This window comes from Polaromonas sp. P4_F9, from assembly GCF_056401235.1.
This window is the reverse complement of record NZ_JBFUJT010000019.1, coordinates 83,963-101,815: the sequence shown is the minus strand read 5'-3', so window position 1 is coordinate 101,815 and position 17,853 is coordinate 83,963. Positions and strand designations below refer to the sequence as shown.

The following is a 17,853-nucleotide window of genomic DNA, read 5'->3' as shown; positions in this document are numbered from 1 at the left end:
TCCCAGCCTTATGAATACGAAATGTGTTCGGTCAACCATTCGGGATGCAGCAGAACAAAGAGACCACCACCGTGCGCCCTGGGCTGTCATTCGAGCTCGGGCTCGCAGGAGACACAGGCTGCACAGCGGTGAGTCAACCGGTTCAGCAATCAAGACTCTCAACCATGTCCTGACCACTGAAGTTTGAACTATTTGAAAGATATAAGGAGACATTTACATGAAGATGATCAACAAGCTCACACGTCGTCGCTTTGCCGCGGCAGCCCTGCTGCCTGCCGCCCTGGCCCTTACCGCGGGCCTGACCGGCAACGCCGTGGCGCAAGTGCGCGACTTCCCCAACCACGCCATTGAGCTGGTCGTGCCCTTCCAGCCGGGCGGCGGCACCGATGCGCTGGCGCGCGCCTTTGCCGACGCTTCGCGCAAACACATGCCGCAGAGTGTGGTCATCGTCAACAAGCCCGGCGCCAGCGGCGCCATCGGCTGGCAGGACGTCATCAACGCCAAACCCGACGGCTACAAACTGGCGGTGGTCACGGTGGAGGTCACCACGCTGCCGCACATGGGCCTGGCCAAGTTCACCTACGACGACTTCACGCCGATTGCCCGCCTGAACGCCGACCAGGCCGCCATCACCGTGCGCGCCGATGCGCCGTGGAACACCATCGAGGAATTCCTCGCGGCCGCCCGCAAAGACAGCGGCACGGTCGGCGTGGGCAATGCGGGCAATGGCTCGATCTGGCACCTGGCAGCGGCCGCGCTGGAAGACAAGACCAATGTGAAGTTCAACCACATCCCCTACCAGGGTGCTGGCCCGGCCGTGCTGGCGCTGCTGGGCGGGCATGTGGACTCGGTGGCCGTGAGCCCTGCGGAAGTGACGACCTACGTGCAGGCCGGCAAGCTGAAAACCCTGGCCGTCATGGCAGACCAGCGCGTCAAGGGTTTTGAGAAAGTGCCCACGCTGAAGGAGCGCAACATCGACCTGACCATTGGCACCTGGCGCGGCATTGCGGCGCCGAAAAACACGCCGCCAGAAGTCGTGGCCTATCTCAAGTCCGTGACGCTCAAGGCCGCCAATGAGCCGGCATTCCGCGAGGTCCTGGAAAAGCAGAACCTGGGCTTTGCCTATGCCGACGAAGCGGCCTTCAAAGCCAACATGGCCAAAGACAGCGCTTACTTCAAGACGCTGATGGCCAAGCTGAACATCAAGAACTAGGGTTTAGCCAAAATTTGTAACTACTCAGCTCAATGTATGCGATACGCATTTCTTGCTCCCTCGCCCTTTGGGAGAGGGTTGGGGTGAGGGCCAGCGGCGTATAAAAAGCCGCAGTCTTTTGCATCGGTCGCGGCCCCATCCCAGCCCCACGTGTTGCAGTGAGACACTGCGACCCTTCGCTCCAAAGGCGGGAAGAGTAAAACGGGGAAGCATCACTGCTCAAGACAGGAAGGACTGAGTAGTTACCAAAATCTTGAGAAAGATTTGTAACTACTCAGCTCAATGCGTACGATGCGCTTTTCTTGCTACCTCGCCCTTTGGGAGAGGGTTGGGGTGAGGGCCGGCGGCGTATAAAAAAGCTGCAGTCTTTTGCATCGGTCGCAGCCCCCATCCCAGCCTTCCCACAAAGGCGGGAAGGAGTAAAACAAAAGGCATGCAGCCCAGGCGGGAAAGTTGCATGCAGCTATTATTTTGATAGCGTAGCGGTGGCTGTCCTGCGCTGGTGAGGCCGCTTTTACACCTATCCGACAACCCAGGAATCCTCATGACTTATCAGGCAGCACTCTTCAAGGGCAAGCGGGCGCTGGTCGCCGGTGCGACGCAGGGCATAGGCGCCGTGATTGCCAACCATCTGGCGGCATTGGGCGCCGAGGTCACGGCCCTCGGGCTGGGGCCGGGCGACGGTACGCTGGACGCGGCGGTCGCCGTGCGGCAGGCCGATGTGACGTCGGCGCAGAGCCTGGACGCGGCGCTGGCCGGCATGGACCAGCTCGACATCGTCTTCAACTGCGCGGGCATCATCAAGCGTGGCGCAGAGCATGACCTGGACGTGTTCGAGCAGGTGCTGGCCGTCAACCTGACCGGCACCATGCGGGTCTGCACCGCCACGCGCGAACGGCTCAAAGCCAGCCGCGGCTGCATCGTCAACACCGCTTCCATGCTGAGCTTCTTTGGTGGCGGGCTGGTGCCGGGCTATGCGGCCAGCAAGGGCGGGGTGGCGCAGCTCACCAAGTCGCTGGCCATCGCCTATGCGGCCGACGGCATCCGTGTCAATGCCATCGCGCCCGGCTGGATTGCCACACCGCTCACGCAGGCGCTGCAGGACGACCCGGCGCGCGCCGGCCCCATCCTGGCGCGGACGCCGCTGGGGCGCTGGGGCACGCCGGCCGATGTGGCCCAGGCCGCCATGTTCCTGTGCACGCCGGCGGCGGCGTTCATGACCGGCGTGATCCTGCCGGTTGATGGTGGCTACATGGTGTCCTGACGGGTCTCCTGACGCGTTGCGGGCCGGGCCAGCAGGGATAATCCTTTTTGTTCATCAGCTCTCACCGCACATCGCCCTGCCCATGCCCGCTTCCCGACCACCGTCCGCTGTAACCAAGCCTGCCCTGGCCCAAGTGGCGGGCACGGCGTCGTTTTCGAAGTTCATGCACGTGCTGCAGCTGGTGGCCGATTCGACCGAGCCGCTCAACGTCGGCGCCTTGATGCGGGCCAGCGGTTATCCGCGCCCGACGGTGCATCGCATCGTTGCAGCCCTGCTGGCCGAGCGGCTGCTGGTCGAGAACACCCGCAGCGCGTCCCTTGCGCTGGGCCCGCGACTCATCCAGCTGGCCAGCCGCAGCTGGGGCCGTTCAGAACTCCGGCTGGCGGCCGTGGACGAACTCAAGCGCCTGCGCGATGTCACAGGCGAGACCGTGCACCTGGCGGTACCTAACGGCACCAGCATGGTGTACATCGAAAAGCTCGAGAGCCCGAGCGCGGTACGCATGGCCTCGCGCATAGGCACCAGCGTGTCACTGCATTCCACGGCGGTGGGCAAAGCCTATATTGCCGCGCTGGACGCGGCAACGCTGAACCCATTGCTTGAAAATTTACCCATGCCGCGCTACACACCCAGCACCGTGGTCGAGCTGGCGGATCTGCAGGCACAACTGCGGGTCACGCGGGAGCGGGGCTGGTCGGTGGACAGCGAAGAAAACGAAGCCGGTATTTTTTGCTTCGGTGCGGCCATCCTGGGCAGCCACGGGGTGCCGGTGGCGGCGATCAGCGTCAGCACGCTGATGTTCCGGCAGAAGGACAATCCCGAGCAGGCTTATGTGGCGCCGCTGCTGGAGGCTTGCCGTGCGATTTCGGCGCGGATTGCGGAGACGCCGGAGCTTTCTGCTGCGGATATTTTGTAGTGGGTTTTTGCTGAGGTGGCTGGCCGGGACTCGCCCCGGCGGGCGACTCACTTTCTCTTGCGTCGCCAAGAGAAAAGTAAGTAGCCGCCGGGCTACCCCCGGCCAGCAAGCCTCAGCAAACCCAACCCGAAAAGTTAATCAGCAAAATTCCGCAGAGCCGCCTCGACAGCCGCCGCGGTAGCCTCAGGCTTCTCCATGGGAAACAGATGACTGCCATCAAGCATCATGATCCGCCCCTTCGTCACCTTCTCCGTCATGGCCATCCCGACCTGTTTCATCTCGGCCGACTGCCGTCCGCCGATGAAGGCGACCGGGCATTTGAGTGGATGCGCTTTTAGCAGGCTCTCCAGGTTGTCGGGTAGGGTGTTGTAGATGCTGGTTTCCACATCGCGGTCAAAGCTCAGCAGGCGCTGGCTGCCGGTGCCCGTGTCGGCATCGTGTGTGCCGTGCTCGATGTAGTCAATCAGCACCTGCTCATCCCACTGGGCAAAGGCTTTTTTGCTGCGGAAATGCGCCAGCACTTCGTCGCGGCCCAGCCACTGCTGTTTGCGCCTGCGGCTGATGGCGCCCGGCGAGATGGAGCCCACGAGCTGGGCGCGCTTGGCTACGCTGAGCGCGGTAGCGCGCCAGCCTCCCAGAATCGGCGAGTCAAGCATCAGCACGCCCCGCACCGGCAGGCCGCCCAGCACCGGGTTTCGCGCCGCGCACATCAGGCTTAAAAAACCGCCCAGCGAGTGGCCGACCAGGAAAGCGGGCTGGCCGGACTTTTCGACCTCCTGGCTGGTGAAGTCGGCAAGCTGCTGCACCAGGTGAGGCCAGTTGCTGGTGACGGGGTAGCGCGGGTCGTGGCCGAATTTTTCAATCGCCTTGACCTGAAAGCCACGGGCCTTGAGGCTCTTGAACAGCACGCCATAGGTGCTGGCGGGAAAGCTGTTGCCGTGCGAGAAGATGACCAGGGCTTTGGCAGAGGAAGTAGAAGGCACGGGTTTAAATCAGCTTTTCGTTGGGACCGCTGATTTTCTTGAGCGGGTCATGGCGGCTTGCCGGCATTTTCAGCGGGATGTCGGTGTGCGCGTCGTCCCATACCGGGTCTTCAATGCTGTCGAACACTTCGCGCAACCGTCTGCCCCAGTTGTTGTGCAGCATCGAGTAATAGGGGTTGCTGCTGTCGATGCAAACCACCTTGTCGCTCTGGAAACTGTCAGCCTCGTACACCACGAGGTCCAGCGGCATGCCCACCGAGAGATTGGACTTCATGGTCGAGTCCATCGACACCAGCGCGCATTTGGCGGCTTCCGCCAGTGGCGTCTCGGGGGTGATGACGCGGTCGAGCACCGGCTTGCCGTATTTCGATTCGCCCACCTGGAAGTAAGGCGTTTCACCCGTGGCTTCAATGAAGTTGCCGGCCGAGTACATCTGGAACAGGCGCATGCCTTCACCCCGAATCTGGCCGCCAAAGATCAGCGAGACATTGAAATCGACGTCGGCTTTCCGCAGGGCGTCGGCATCGCGGTCATAGACGTGGCGTATCGCCGAGCCCAGCACGCGGGCGGCATCGAACATGCTTTTGGCGTTCCAGATGGTGATGGATTCGCCGGTTTCGGCGTCCTTGATGTGCTCGATCTGGAGAATCTCGCGCACCGACTGCGAGATCGACAGGTTGCCGGCGGTCAGCAGCACCATGAAGCGGTCGCCGGCCTTTTCGTAGACGATCATTTTGCGGAAGGTGCTGATGTGGTCGAGTCCGGCATTGGTGCGGGAGTCTGACAAAAAGACCAGACCGGCATTCAGTTTGATGGCAGTGCAATAAGTCATGGCAGTTGGGTGAAGGGGTTTGGTATTTCGCATTCAAGCCAGCGCCGACAGCTTTTTCAGCTGGTAGAGCGCATCCAGCGCTTCGCGGGGGCTCAGCGTATCAGGGTCTATGGTATCCAATGCCCTGTCAAGCGCTGTTTGCTCGGGGGCGGCTGTTGCCGGCGGGGCGGCAAAAAGATCCACCTGGGCGCGTGTTTCGGTCTGCTGCGTTTCCAGCGCATTCAGCGCGTGGCGGGCATGGGTGACCACCGCGCTGGGCACGCCGGCGAGTTTTGCCACGGCAATGCCGTAGCTCTTGCTGGCAGGGCCGGGTTCGATGTGGTGCAGAAACACAATATTCGCCCCCGATTCCACTGCGCTGACATGGACATTGATGGCGCCATGGTGCTGCGCGGGGAATTCGGTCAGCTCAAAATAATGCGTGGCAAACAGGGTGAAGGCCTGGGTCTTGTTGTGCAGATACGCGGCAATCCCGCCGGCGAGCGCCAGACCGTCAAAGGTCGAGGTGCCGCGGCCGATTTCGTCCATCAGCACCAGCGAATGCGGCGTGGCGGTATGCAGGATCTGCGCCGCCTCGGTCATCTCGAGCATGAAGGTGGACTGCGCGTTGGCCACGTCGTCGGCGGCGCCGATGCGGGTGTGGATGGCGTCTATGGGCCCGAGCCGGCAACGGGCGGCCGGCACGTAGGAGCCCACGCTGGCCAGCAGCACGATCAGCGCGACCTGGCGCATATAAGTGGACTTGCCGCCCATGTTGGGGCCGGTGATGACCTGCATGCGGTGTTTGCCGCTCAGGCTGCAATCGTTGGCGATGAAGGAGCCGCCACCGGTTTCCGCCAGACGGGCTTCAACCACCGGATGGCGGCCCTGGGTGATGTCGATGCAGGGTTCCTTCACAAACACCGGGGCGGCCCAGTTCAGCGTGAGCGAGCGCTCGGCCAGCGCGCACAGGGCGTCGAGCGAGGCGAGGGCGCGCGCCAGGCGGCTCAGCGCGGGAATGAAGGCCTGCAACTGGTCGAGCAGTTGCTCGTACAGCCACTTTTCGCGTGCGAGCGCGCGCTCCTGCGCCGACAGCGCCTTGTCTTCAAAGGCCTTGAGTTCGGGCGTGATGTAGCGCTCGGCATTTTTCAGGGTCTGGCGGCGGCGGTAGTCGTCGGGCACCTTGTCGAGCTGGCCCTGCGTGACCTCGATGTAGAAACCGTGCACCTTGTTGAATTGCACGCGCAGGTTGGCAATGCCGGTGCGGGCTTTTTCACGGCCTTCCAGTTCAAGCAGAAAGCCGTCGCAGTTGGTCTGGATGGCACGCAGTTCGTCGAGGTCGGCGTCGCAGCCGTGGTTGATGACGCCGCCATCGCGAATCAGCGCGGCGGGCTCATCGAGCACATAGCGGCCCAGCAATTCGGTGCATCCTGGCGGGGGCTGCAGATCCTCAAAAATTCGGGTCAACAGTTCCGGCAGCCCAATGTTTTCGCCGGCGGCGTGCTCTGATTGTTGCAGCAACTTGTCCAGGGTCTGGCGCAGCGCCACCAGTTCGCGCGGCCTGACCTGCCGCAGCGCGAGGCGGGCGGTGATGCGTTCGACATCGCTGCAGCCCTTGAGGCTGGCGCGCAGGGTTTGCTGTGAACCACCCCGCAAATGCGCAATCGCTTCGAGGCGGGTTTGTGCCTGCGCGCGGTCGCGGCGCGGGCTCAGCAGCCAGCTTTTCAATGCACGGCTGCCCATGCCGGTAGTGCAGGTGTCGAGCAGCGAAAACAGCGTGGGAGAATCTTCGCCGCGCAGGGTTTGCGTCAGTTCGAGGTTGCGGCGCGTGCTTTGGGGCAGTTCAATGAGTTCGCCCGACCGCACCACCTGCAGGCCCTGCACATGGGGCAGCGCCCGGCCCTGCGTATGTTCGGCGTAGCCCAGCAGCGCCGAGGCGGCGGCATGGGCCTCGGTCAGCGCTTCTGCGTTCCATGAGGCCAGTGAAGCCACCTTGAGCTGCTCGAGCAGGCGGCGCGCGCCCAGCGCCCCGTCAAACTGCCAGGCCGGGCGGGCGCTGGCCGCGCAGCGCTGGGTCTTCAGGCGCTGCTCAAACGCCGGCGTGACGTCGACGTTGTAAAGCAGTTCGCTGGGGTTGATGCGCGCCAGCCAGGTTTCCAGTTCGTCATTGACGCAATGCGCCAGGTGAATCTCACCCTGCGTGACGCTCAGCCAGGCCAGCCCGCAGGTATTGCGCGCGCCCTGGTGCACGGCCAGCAAAATCGATTCGGCCTTGTCGTTCAGCAGCTCGGTATCGGTGAGCGTGCCAGGCGTCACCACGCGCACCACCTTGCGCTCGACCGGGCCTTTGCTGGTGGCAACGTCGCCGACCTGCTCGCAGATGGCGACGGACTCGCCAAGCTTGATCAGTTTGGCCAGGTAGCCTTCCAGCGAATGAAAGGGCACGCCGGCCATCACCACCGGCTCGCCGCCCGACTGGCCGCGCCGCGTCAGCGTGATGTCGAGCAGGCGCGCGGCTTTTTCAGCGTCGGCGAAAAAGACCTCGTAAAAGTCACCCATGCGGTAGAAGACCAGCGTGTCGGGATACCCGGCCTTGATGCCAAGGTACTGCTGCATCATGGGGGTATGCCGCTCAAGCGGCCCGGCGGGATTGGTGTGTTCTGGGGTCACCCGGATGGTTTCACTCATGCTTTTGGTAGGACGTCATGCAGTTCAATACTGACTGGTGCTGAATACTGCTGAAAACAGCATTATCAATGTCAATGTGGTCTGCTTCAGGCCAGCGCACGGGCCGCCGCCTGCCGCAGCTCCCGGGCCATGGCACAGGCCAGCGCCAGTCGGCGCAGCAGCCAGGGGGTCAGGTCGGTTGCCACGAGGGGGTCGGGCCGGGGCTGGAAGGGCTGGCCGGCAATCGGGAGTTCGACGGCCTGCGGCGTGGCTGCGGTGCCGGACAGTTCAGCCGCAATGCGCTCGGCGGCCTGCGCCAGTGCGGGGCCGGCCACCGACAAATCGAGTTGCGCGCGGCGCAGCAGGAGCAGTGACTTGACCGCCGTGAGCTGGGCCAGCAGCTGGTAGCTGCGTGCCTGCAGGGCCTCCAGCGGCTCGAGCGGCGGCCTGACCTGGCTCGGTTCGGCCAGGGTACGCTGGGTGGCCAGGGTCAGCTCCGAGAGGCTGTTGTATGCGTCACGGCGGGCCAGCCGCCAGGGCAGGTCCGAGGTTTGCGGGGCGCCGAGCAGGGCCAGTGCCAGCCGGGCATGCCGGATCTGCGCCTGAACGCTTCGCCGCACCAGGGCCGGGATCTGGTTGCGCTCCCAGGCCGGCAGGACATAGCTGAAGATCCAGGCAATCAGGGCGCCGAGCAGGGTGTCGGCCAGCCGCTCGCCCACCGCGAAAGTGAATTGCTCGCCGACCAGCAGCAGGTGGGCCTGCAGCAGGCCGGACACCGTCGCGGCGATGGAGGTGAAGAGATAACGGCGCAGGGCAAAGGCATGCGCCAGCCCCATGCTCAGCGCCACCACGAGGAAGAGGGTGCGGGCGCCTGGATGGGTGGCCAGTATCGCCATGACCAGCCCGCAGCCCAGCAGGGTGCCGCCCACGCGCGCATTGCGGCGCTGCACGGTTTGCGCGAGGTTGCCGCGCATCACGACGACGATGGTGAGCAGGATCCAGTATTCATGCGCCACCCACGGCAGGCGCAGGGACACGAGGTAGCCGGCGCCGACTGCCAGCGTGGCGCGCAGCGCATAGCGCAGCGTGGGCGCGCGCCAGGTCAGCTGGCCCAGCAGCGGCTTCCACGACCAGGTGGTGGCGCTGACAAAGAGCTGCCATTGCGTGCGCACGGCCGCCAGCTCGGGTGCCAGGTCGCCACGCGCCAGGGTGGTAATTTTCACCGCCTCGTCGTTGATGTGGCCGATGCGGTCCGTCATGTTGTGCAGCAGCGCCACGGTATCGGGTAGCTGTGTTTGCAGCGGATCGGGCTCCAGCGCGTTCAGCGGGGCGGTGCGCGGCGGCAGCACGCCGGCCAGCTGCGCGCGCAGGTCGTCCATGGCGTCAATCGCATGGCCCGACTTGCCCAGCAGCAGGGACAGGCTGAGCGCCTCCAGGCCGCTGGCGGTGGCGTTGAGCGCCTGCTGCAGCGCCGGCAGGGTGGCGGTGCCGGCGCTGTGGTCCAGCAGGATGTCCAGGTCCAGGTCGCAGGCCAGCTGGTGGTCGCGCGCTTCGAGCAGGCTGAGCAGCATGGCGGCCAGGCGCTGGCGCGGCGGCGTGGTGGGCGACTCCAGCACCACGTCGCGCGTGTTTTGCAGGTGGTCTGCCAGCTCTGCCTGCTGCTGCAGCATGCTGGCCAGCAGCGCCTGGTGGTCGGGCTGCGGGGCGAAACGCCAGGCCTGTGTGCGCAGGATTTGCGCAAAGCTGTTCAGGCATTCGGCCAGCAGCTGGGTGCGATAGCGCTGGTTGAGCAGGTGGGTGGTGAGCACGGCCCAGAGCAGGTACAGCACGGCGCCAGCCAGAAACCAGCCGGCATCCAGGGCGATCTGCTCCAGCAAGTCGACAGGTGGCGCGGCCATCGAAAACAGCATGGCGAACATCAGTGAAAAGCAGATGGGGCCGCCGCGCTTGCCCCAGGCCATCATCATGACGGCCAGGAAGGTGCCGGCTACCAGCACCACGCCCAGCAACACCGCGTCCTGGCGCACCAGCTGCACCAGCACGAACAGCGGCACTCCCAGCAGCGGGGCGGGCAGCATCTGCATGATCTTGCGCTTTCGCGGGGCGGGTACATCCGGCAGGCTGGTGACCAGGACGCCGACCGCGGCGGTAGAGGCCGCGGCCAGGCCGGCAGCCTCGAAGATGGCCAGCATGATCAGCACCAGGCCCAGCGAGACCGTGAGGCCATTGGCTACATACTGGCTCAGGACGACCCGCAACCAGCTTTTCGCCTGGCCCTGCAGGCGTGCTGCCAGCGGCAGCGGGGTGTTCAGGGCAGGCTGGGTGCGGTTCATGGTGCGTTGCACACACTTTACCCAATGGCGGCTGGGTGATGTGCGCCAAGTGGGGTGCTTGAGGCGTGGTAAATTGCCCTGGTTGCCGGAATGCCGTCAATTCATTGCAATTGATGCCTATCCCACTCCAACGAAAGAACGCAATGACCGAACAGAGTTCACCGACCCCTACATTCCCGGAAACCCTGAACGAATGCGACGTACTCGTGATCGGTGGTGGTCCGGCGGGGGCCACGGCAGGGGCGCTGCTGGCACAGCGGGGGCACAAGGTCGTGGTCCTCGAAAAAGAACACCATCCGCGCTTTCACATCGGCGAGTCGCTGCTGCCGGCCAACCTGCCATTGTTTGAAAAACTCGGCGTGGCTGACGCCGTCAAGGCCATCGGCATGGAGAAATGGGGCGCCGAATTTGTCTCGCCCTGGCATGAGGCCAAGAGCCAGACCTTCAAGTTCGGCGACGCTTGGGACAAATCCATGCCGTTTTCCTACCAGGTGCGGCGCTCCGAGTTCGACGAAATTCTGATCCGCAATGCCGCCCGCCTGGGTGCCGAAGTCATTGAAGGCTGCCGTGTCAAGGACGTGGCGTTTGCTGCCGACCACAGCGGCGCCACGGTTCATGCGCAGCACGAGGATGGCAGCGTCCAGCACTGGCGGGCCCGCTTTGTAGTGGACGCCTCGGGGCGGGACACCTTGCTGGGCAAACAGTTCGACGTCAAGCGCCGCAATCCCAAGCACAACAGTTCTGCGCTCTATGGGCACTTCACCGGTGCAAGCCGGCATCCGGGCCAGGACGAAGGCAACATCACCATCTTCTGGTTCGAGCATGGCTGGTTCTGGCTGATCCCGCTGGCGGACGGCTTCACCAGCATTGGCGCCGTGGTCTGGCCGCATTATTTGAAGAGCCGCACCAAGCCCGTCAGGGATTTTTTCCTCGACACGATTGCGATGTGCCCGGCCCTGAGCGAGCGGCTGGCCCACGCGACGCTGGCCTCCGAAGTGGAGGCGACCGGCAATTTCTCTTACGCCTGCGACCGCACGCACGGCCCCAACTACGTGATGATTGGCGATGCCTTCACCTTCATTGACCCGGTGTTTTCGTCCGGTGTGATGCTGGCGATGCAGGGCGGCTTTGTCGGGGCCGAGACGGTCGACACCTGCCTGCGCGAACCCGCCAAAGCCGCGTCGGCGCTAGCGCATTTTGACCAGCAGGTGCGGCTGGGCCCCAAGGAGTTTTCGTGGTTCATTTACCGCGTGACCAACCCGACCATGCGCGACATGTTCATGGATCCGAGCAATGTGTGGCGCGTGAAAGAAGCGTTGCTGTCAATGCTGGCGGGCGATATTTTTGGCAAAACACCGATCTGGCGGTCACTGGCGGTGCTCAAGGGCATTTTCTACATTGCATCAGCCTGGAATCTCAAACGCTCGTGGCAGGCCATGCGCATGCGCAAGGCCAACATTCGCGTCGTAGAGGGTGCTGAAACGGCTGCCCGCTAAGGCCGGCCACAGGCCTGACTTTATGGAACACAAGCCCCATGCTGTGCTGAACGAACACCTCAAGCTGCACGCCGCTCGCAGGGCCCTGCATGAAACCGTCAGGCTGCACCTGGGCTTCGCGCTGCTGGGCGTGATCTGCCTGACCGTGACCTTGCTGGCCTTGCCGATGCGCGCGCTCTTGCCGCGCGCGCTGAGCAAGCGGATAGGCCGCAAGCTGGTCAACCTGCTGGCCCGGGGTTACTTGCGTTTTCTGGCACTCATGGGGGCCTGCCGCTTTGACCTGGCCGCGCTGGATACGCTGCAGGGAGAGCCGGCCATGCTAATAGCGCCCAATCACCCCTCGCTGCTCGACGCCGTGATGATTTTGTCGCGCCTGCCCAATGCGGCCTGCATCATGAAGGCCGAACTGGTCAACAGTGTCTTTTTTGGCGCGGGGGCACGGCTGACCGGCTACATCCGCAACACGCCGATCCGTACCATGGTGCAATTGGGCGTTGCCGATTTACACCAGGGCAGCCATTTGCTGCTGTTTCCGGAGGGCACGCGCACCAACCGGTTTCCTGTGGGTGCGATGCAGGGGACGACGGGGCTGATCGCCAAAAATGCCGGCGTGCCGGTGCAGACGGTGTTTATCGAAACCGATTCGGCTTTTCTGGGCAAAGGCTGGTCGGTGTTCTGGACGCCTAAAATGCCCATCACTTACCGGGTCCGGCTTGGCAAGCGGTTTGATCCGCCCCAGCATACGGCGCATTTTGTCAGCGAGCTGGAGCAATACTTCCAGGCGGAGCTGGCGCATGCGCAGTTGCCCGACTTTCCTGCCAAGGCGCCGCCGGCCTGAACCTGGCCGCTTTCGCTTTTTCTCTATCTTTCTTTCGTGTCCATGAATGCTTTGTTGCCCAGCGCGTCCCGCACGCATCTTGTCCTGATTCCCAGCTACAACCCCGGCCCCAAGGTCTATGAAACGGTGCGTTCGGCACGCGCGCAGTGGACGCCTGTCTGGGTGGTGGTCGATGGCAGCACCGATGCCAGCGCCGAAGGCCTGCAGGCGATGGCGGCGCAGGATGAAGGCTTGCGGGTGATCGTGCTGCCGCACAACGTTGGCAAGGGCGCTGCCGTGCTGCACGGGCTGGACCTGGCCGCGGCGCAAGGCTTCACGCATGTGCTGACCATGGACTCCGACGGCCAGCACCCGGCGCCGCTGATTCCCGACTTCATGGCCACCTCCGCCGCCCAGCCCGCCGTCATGGTGCTGGGTGCGCCGGTGTTCGCGGCCGATGCGCCGCGCCTGCGCGTCAACGGCCGCAAGCTGTCGAACGGTTGGGCCAACCTGGAGACCCTGTGGGCCGGCATTGGCGATTCGCTGTTCGGCTTTCGCGTCTACCCGATTGCGCCGCTGCGCGAGGTGATGCATGGGCAGCGCTGGATGCGCCGTTTTGACTTTGACCCCGAGGCGGCGGTGCGCATGTGCTGGCGCGGCGTCAAGCCGGTCAACCTGCCGGCCACCGTCAGATATTTTCGCGCCGACGAAGGCGGGGTCTCGCACTTCAACTACCTGCGCGACAACCTCTTGCTGAGCTGGATGCACTCGCGCCTGTTTCTGGGGTTTGTGCTGCGTCTGCCCGTGTTGCTGGCGAGGCGCTTGTTCGGGCGCCCATGAACAATCCTGGGAGTTTTTTGCTGGAGCGGCAGCTGAGCGCAGCCCATGGGTGCTGGCGGTTCAGGCTGGGCTGGCGCTTCTCCTCCTAGTGACGGTGTTCGTCCCAAAGCCAGTGTTCATGATGCCTGCCTTCCTGCGGCAGGCCGTCAACTGGCGTTCCCGGGTTTGATCGCCTGGTATTCCGAAAACACGCCAACCTCCAGGTGTTGCTTGACCTGCGTCAGCCCGGCCGCCCTCAGTGTGGCCATGACCTGTTCGGGAGGGACGCAGGCTTCTATGCTGTCCCAGTAGTAACGCCAGATCGTTGCTGTATCTTTTTCCCGGGAAATAAACCGTGTCAGCAGCGGTATCACACCCCGCATGTAAGTTTTGAGCAGCCACTGTCCCAAGCCGCTTTTCGCCTGGGTTATTTCAAGGATGCACAGGCGGCCTCCGGGCTTCAATACCCGTTGAAACTCTGCAAACGCCACACCCAGGTCACTGATGTGGCGAAGTGCATAGCCCATGCTCAGGAAATCAAAGTGGTTGTCCGGAAAGGGCAATGATTCGGCCCGGCCCTCCATCAGCACCATGGTCTTGGGCAGCTTGCTGGCTGCCATCATGCCGGGGCTGGGATCAACCCCGGTGACCAAGGCGGGATCGCCGGCCAAGAGGCAGGCCTGCGCAGCAACCAGGCCGGTTCCCACGCCCACATCGAGCACTTTCATGCCCGCTTACAAACCGCCCCGGATCAGGGCCTGGTGCCGGTAACGGGAACCGGTGCCCCATGCCAACATCGCCTCGATACGGTCGTAATCCGCAGCGGTATTGTCAAAGATCTTGCGCAAATAGGCTTGCCTATCCTGCTCTGTCTGGTAGTAGTCAGTGAGCGGAATATGGGGTGCATGCGTCGTAGGGACGGGTTCGGAAGTCTTCATGGGGTATTTACCTCTAGACCTGAAACGGCAGTTGGACGCGCCGGGGGTGGGCCGTCATGGGCGTGCGTTGGCAAGGTGCGACGATGACGCAGGCTGATGTCTGCAAGGAGGAGCAACGCGGCCAGGCGTGCCCCGGGGGGCTTGATGGGGTGCGTTGTGCTCTCCCCTTGAGGTGATTGCCCTTGACGCTGGATCAGCCAGTTTTACACGTCTTTTTCAACAGTCAAGCGGATAACTGCTGGTTCGGGGGTCAGATCATGCCGCCATTGATGGAAATGATCTGCCCGCTGATGTAAGCCGCCCGCTCTGATGCCAGAAAACCGACGAGGTCGGCCACTTCATCGGCCCGGCCGGCCCGCTTCATCGGCACCATGCGTTCGATGACGTCGGAACTGAAGCTGCTATTGCTCATGGCCGTGTCAATGATGCCCGGTGCCACGGCATTGACGGTGATGCCGCGGCTGGCCACTTCGAGGGCCAGCGATTTGGTGGCGGCGTGCAGGGCTCCCTTGGCCGCCGAATAGTTGACCTGGCCCCGGTTGCCGGCCACGGCGGCCACGGAGGTGATGGTGATGATGCGGCCCCAGCGGGTCCGTATCATCGGCAGCGTCAGGGGTTGGGTGACGTGGAAAAAACCGTTGAGCGACACATCCAGCACGCGCTGCCATTGAGACAGCTGCATGCCGGGGAACACGGCGTCGTCGTGGATGCCGGCGTTGTTGACCAGCACCTGGATGGGCCCCTGTTCGAGCAGGGCCTCCAGCGCAGCCGCCGTGGCGGACGCATCGGTGACATCAAAAGCCACGGCCTGCGCCTGGCCGCCGTCGGCCGCGATGCTGGCCGCCACGGCCTGCGCCGTGGCCAGATGGCTGTTGGCGTGAACAATGACGCTGAAGCCGTCGGCCGCCAGGCGCCGGCAGATGGCCGAGCCGATGCCGCCGCTGCCGCCGGTGACAAGTGCGCGTTTGAGGGGAGGGGTCATGAAGGTGTCCTTGAAGGGCCGGATGGTTCAGCCCGTGCTGCCGCTGCCGCTGCTTTTGACGCGACTCGGCAAGAGGGCCGCATCGAGCACGACAACCGCCCGCCCGCTGAGCAGGGTCTGGGCGCCGGCCTGCACCGTGAAACTGTAGAGCACGGTGTTGGCGTCGCCCGTCATCCGCTCCGCGCTGACAGTCAGGGGGCCGGGCACCGTGTCCAGCCGTTCGACATACAGGTTCACGCTACGCATGCTGGCCAGGTAGCCGGCGCGCGGCGGCGAGCTGCCGCCGACAGTGCCCGCAGCCGCCTCCGCCACCAGGGTGCCGTGCACCGCCATGGCTTGCGCCGCATATTCCACGCCGCAGGCCGCTCCCAGCCGGCCATGGGCCCGCAGCGGGTGGTCGGGGGCGCGATGGCTGCTGGCCTGGCAACGGATGTGGCTGTCGTCCCAGGCCATGACGGTATCGAGCAGGCACATGCTGCCCTGGTGGGGAATGCGGCGGGCGATGTCGTCCCGGTTCAGGGGCTGCCTGTTCATGGCGGCGCGACTTCCAGCGCCAGTTGCGTGCCTTCCAGGTAATCCAGTACCAGCGCTGCCGCCTGCTGTTGGGCAAGAGCCTGCAACAGAGGCAAGGCGCGGGCGGCCGGAATGGTCTGGCGCAGGAACTCCAGCCCGGCGTCGCTCATCACAGTGGCCGCAGCCGTGGTCAGGCCGTTGCCGCCCTGCAGCGTGATGCGGGCCAGGCTGCGTGCGCTGGCGCCGGGGCGGATGACCAGCGCCACGCCCATCGTGTCGGGCACCGGCCGCTTGCTGTGCAGCGGTTCCGGGTAATCGGTGTCGTAGGCCACCAGCAGCACCGGGGTGTCGTCGATGACGGCCTGCGTCATCGCTTCCAGCAAGCTGGCGGCAAAGCTGCCGTCGTAGGCGCACAGCACCGACGAAGAGGGCATGGCGCCGGTGGAAATGCTCCAGTAACCCGATGCCGCGTTGTGCACCGAATTGTGAAAACGGGTGGGAGAAATCAGCCGGTCGCTCGATGCCAGCGCCGAGCAGATCTCGTGGCAATTGACACCGTCACCACTTGAGGAGCTGAACACCGAGGGCAGTTCGGCGGCGCTAAGCCCGGCCGCGTTAACCGCCTCATGGCCGACCGCCAGTGAAACCTTGATGACCGCACCGGCACGCCGGCGTTCCGCCGCTGGCAGCGACATCGGCGAAGGCAGCAGCGTTTTTTGCGAGGCATAAGGTGTCAGGCCCGCCAGGTGCTGGCGGCCTTCTTCCCAGCTGGAAAAACCGGGGCCTAACAGTCCTATGCCCTCGACAAAAACCGTGAGCGGGTTGGCGGCGGGTGGGTTGGATGTAGTCATATCCGGCGTTTCACGTATTCGGCATTCAGCCGGCGCGGCCAAAAACAAGGCTGCAGTTGGTGCCGCCGAAACCGAAAGAATTGCTGAGCACATGCGTCAGCGCCTGATCGCGGTTTTCCAGCAGGTAGTTGACCGGCAGGTCGGGGTCTACGCTGTCGGTATTCACGCCGCCCGGCATGAAACCCTGCTGCAGGGCCAGCGCGCTGATCACGGCCTCTATGCCACCGGCGGCTCCGAGCGTGTGGCCGGTCGCCCCCTTGGTGGAGCTGCAGGGCAGCGCATGCGCGCCAAAAACGGTGGCGACGGCCTTGCTCTCCGCCGCGTCGTTGGAGGGGGTGGCCGTGCCGTGCAGGTTGATGTAGTCGATCCCGGCGGGCGGCAGGCCCGCGCTGGCCAGTGCCTGCCGCATCGCCATGACGGCGCCCAGCCCTTCCGGATGCGGCGCCGACATGTGGTGAGCGTCGCTGGATTCACCGGCGCCGCGCAGCAGCACCGCGCTGGCGTCCAGACTCCCAGGCGTCCTCTCCAGCAGTGCAAAGGCCGCACCTTCGCCGATGGAGATGCCCTTGCGCGCGGCGTCAAAGGGTTGGCACGGGCTGCGCGACAGCAGATCCAGCGAGTTGAAGCCGTACAGCGTGGTCAGGCACAGAGAATCCACCCCGCCGACGATGGCCGCGTCAATCAACCCGGCGGCCATCATGCGGCGGGCCGAAGCGAAGACCTTGGCGCTGGATGAGCAGGCCGAAGACACCGTCACCGCCGGTCCTTCGAGACGGAAATACTCGCGCACGAAGGCCGTCACCGAGAAGGGGTTGTGCGTGGACGCATACATAAAGCTGGCGGGCAGCGCGCCGGTGGCAGGGTCCAGGTCGCGGTAGGCGAGCTCGGTCTGCAGGATGCCGGAGGTGCTGGTGCCCAGGAAGATGCCGATTCGCCGGTGTCCTACGCGTGCGGCCACGTCCCGTACCGCCTGCTCGAAATTGTCTTGCCGCAGGGCAAGCCGGGCCAGCCGGTTGTTGCGGCAATCGAATGCCTGGAGTCCGGCAGGCAAGGCCTCGTCGGCCAGGCCCTCGACGGCCCCAATCCAGGTGGGCAGGTCAGCCGAATCGAAATCGCAGGGCTTCAGGCCGCTGCGCTGCGCCCGCAGCGAGGCCAGCGTCTCGCCCAAGCCTTGGCCGATGCAGCTGGTGGCGGTGAAATGGGAGAGCCAGAGCGGGTTCAGAAAAAACTAGCCAATCAAAAGATGAAGT

16 protein-coding genes are annotated in these 17,853 nt (G+C 64.3%); 6 read left to right on the top strand and 10 right to left on the bottom strand.

Translation table 11 applies throughout. The features are described 5' to 3' along the window. Positions 1–217: 217 nt before the first annotated feature. From AC1DUB_RS17620 to AC1DUB_RS17610, 3 genes are all read left to right on the top strand, one after another. The gene (locus tag AC1DUB_RS17620; protein ID WP_477730615.1) at positions 218–1,213 is read left to right on the top strand and encodes a tripartite tricarboxylate transporter substrate binding protein; all 996 of its coding nucleotides are present in this window, start codon (positions 218–220) and stop codon (positions 1,211–1,213) included. 544 nt (positions 1,214–1,757) lie between these two features. Then, positions 1,758–2,477: an SDR family NAD(P)-dependent oxidoreductase gene (locus tag AC1DUB_RS17615; RefSeq protein WP_477730614.1), complete on the top strand. Its 720-nt coding sequence runs from the start codon at positions 1,758–1,760 to the stop codon at positions 2,475–2,477. 82 nt (positions 2,478–2,559) lie between these two features. Beyond that, positions 2,560–3,393 (top strand): IclR family transcriptional regulator, encoded by an 834-nt coding sequence (locus tag AC1DUB_RS17610; RefSeq protein ID WP_477730613.1) that lies wholly within the window; start codon positions 2,560–2,562, stop codon positions 3,391–3,393. 134 nt (positions 3,394–3,527) lie between these two features. Here AC1DUB_RS17610 and AC1DUB_RS17605 read toward each other — a convergent pair whose 3' ends face one another. The 4 genes from AC1DUB_RS17605 to AC1DUB_RS17590 form a co-directional block, all read right to left on the bottom strand. Further along, positions 3,528–4,376 (bottom strand): alpha/beta hydrolase, encoded by an 849-nt coding sequence (locus AC1DUB_RS17605; RefSeq protein WP_477730612.1) that lies wholly within the window; start codon positions 4,374–4,376, stop codon positions 3,528–3,530. 4 nt (positions 4,377–4,380) lie between these two features. Then, the gene (locus AC1DUB_RS17600) at positions 4,381–5,208 is read right to left on the bottom strand and encodes a proteasome-type protease (protein WP_477718623.1); all 828 of its coding nucleotides are present in this window, start codon (positions 5,206–5,208) and stop codon (positions 4,381–4,383) included. Positions 5,209–5,241: 33 nt separating this feature from the next. Beyond that, entirely contained in the window at positions 5,242–7,875 is a 2,634-nt protein-coding gene (mutS, locus tag AC1DUB_RS17595) for a DNA mismatch repair protein MutS (RefSeq protein ID WP_477730611.1), read from the bottom strand. Between the two features lie 86 nt (positions 7,876–7,961). Next, on the bottom strand, positions 7,962–10,187 hold the full coding sequence (locus AC1DUB_RS17590) for an FUSC family protein (RefSeq protein WP_477730610.1): 2,226 nt from the start codon (positions 10,185–10,187) through the stop codon (positions 7,962–7,964). 143 nt (positions 10,188–10,330) lie between these two features. Here AC1DUB_RS17590 and AC1DUB_RS17585 point away from each other — a divergent pair, with 143 nt between their 5' ends. Genes AC1DUB_RS17585 through AC1DUB_RS17575 form a run of 3 tightly spaced genes read left to right on the top strand, consistent with a single transcriptional unit; the run spans position 10,331 to position 13,340 of the window. Next, the gene (locus tag AC1DUB_RS17585) at positions 10,331–11,683 is read left to right on the top strand and encodes an NAD(P)/FAD-dependent oxidoreductase (RefSeq protein WP_477730609.1); all 1,353 of its coding nucleotides are present in this window, start codon (positions 10,331–10,333) and stop codon (positions 11,681–11,683) included. Positions 11,684–11,705: 22 nt separating this feature from the next. Continuing rightward, a complete protein-coding gene (locus tag AC1DUB_RS17580) occupies positions 11,706–12,521 on the top strand; it encodes a lysophospholipid acyltransferase family protein (RefSeq protein WP_477730608.1) in 816 nt (271 codons plus the stop codon). A gap of 42 nt (positions 12,522–12,563) precedes the next feature. Then, positions 12,564–13,340: a glycosyltransferase family 2 protein gene (locus AC1DUB_RS17575; protein WP_477730607.1), complete on the top strand. Its 777-nt coding sequence runs from the start codon at positions 12,564–12,566 to the stop codon at positions 13,338–13,340. A gap of 146 nt (positions 13,341–13,486) precedes the next feature. Here AC1DUB_RS17575 and AC1DUB_RS17570 read toward each other — a convergent pair whose 3' ends face one another. The 6 genes from AC1DUB_RS17570 to AC1DUB_RS17545 form a co-directional block, all read right to left on the bottom strand. After that, the gene (locus tag AC1DUB_RS17570) at positions 13,487–14,047 is read right to left on the bottom strand and encodes a class I SAM-dependent methyltransferase (RefSeq protein WP_477730606.1); all 561 of its coding nucleotides are present in this window, start codon (positions 14,045–14,047) and stop codon (positions 13,487–13,489) included. A gap of 6 nt (positions 14,048–14,053) precedes the next feature. Next, the gene (locus AC1DUB_RS17565) at positions 14,054–14,257 is read right to left on the bottom strand and encodes a hypothetical protein (protein ID WP_477730605.1); all 204 of its coding nucleotides are present in this window, start codon (positions 14,255–14,257) and stop codon (positions 14,054–14,056) included. Positions 14,258–14,507: 250 nt separating this feature from the next. Continuing rightward, positions 14,508–15,239: a 3-oxoacyl-ACP reductase FabG gene (gene fabG / locus AC1DUB_RS17560; protein WP_477718617.1), complete on the bottom strand. Its 732-nt coding sequence runs from the start codon at positions 15,237–15,239 to the stop codon at positions 14,508–14,510. 27 nt (positions 15,240–15,266) lie between these two features. Beyond that, positions 15,267–15,773, bottom strand: coding sequence for a hotdog family protein (locus AC1DUB_RS17555; protein WP_477730604.1), 507 nt, complete (start codon positions 15,771–15,773; stop codon positions 15,267–15,269). Continuing rightward, positions 15,770–16,603, bottom strand: a complete 834-nt coding sequence (locus tag AC1DUB_RS17550; RefSeq protein ID WP_477730603.1) for a beta-ketoacyl synthase chain length factor — start codon at positions 16,601–16,603, stop codon at positions 15,770–15,772. The genes AC1DUB_RS17555 and AC1DUB_RS17550 overlap by 4 nt, the downstream gene beginning before the upstream one ends. 25 nt (positions 16,604–16,628) lie before the next feature. Continuing rightward, entirely contained in the window at positions 16,629–17,825 is a 1,197-nt protein-coding gene (locus AC1DUB_RS17545; protein WP_477730619.1) for a beta-ketoacyl-[acyl-carrier-protein] synthase family protein, read from the bottom strand. Between the last annotated feature and the right edge of the window lie 28 nt (positions 17,826–17,853).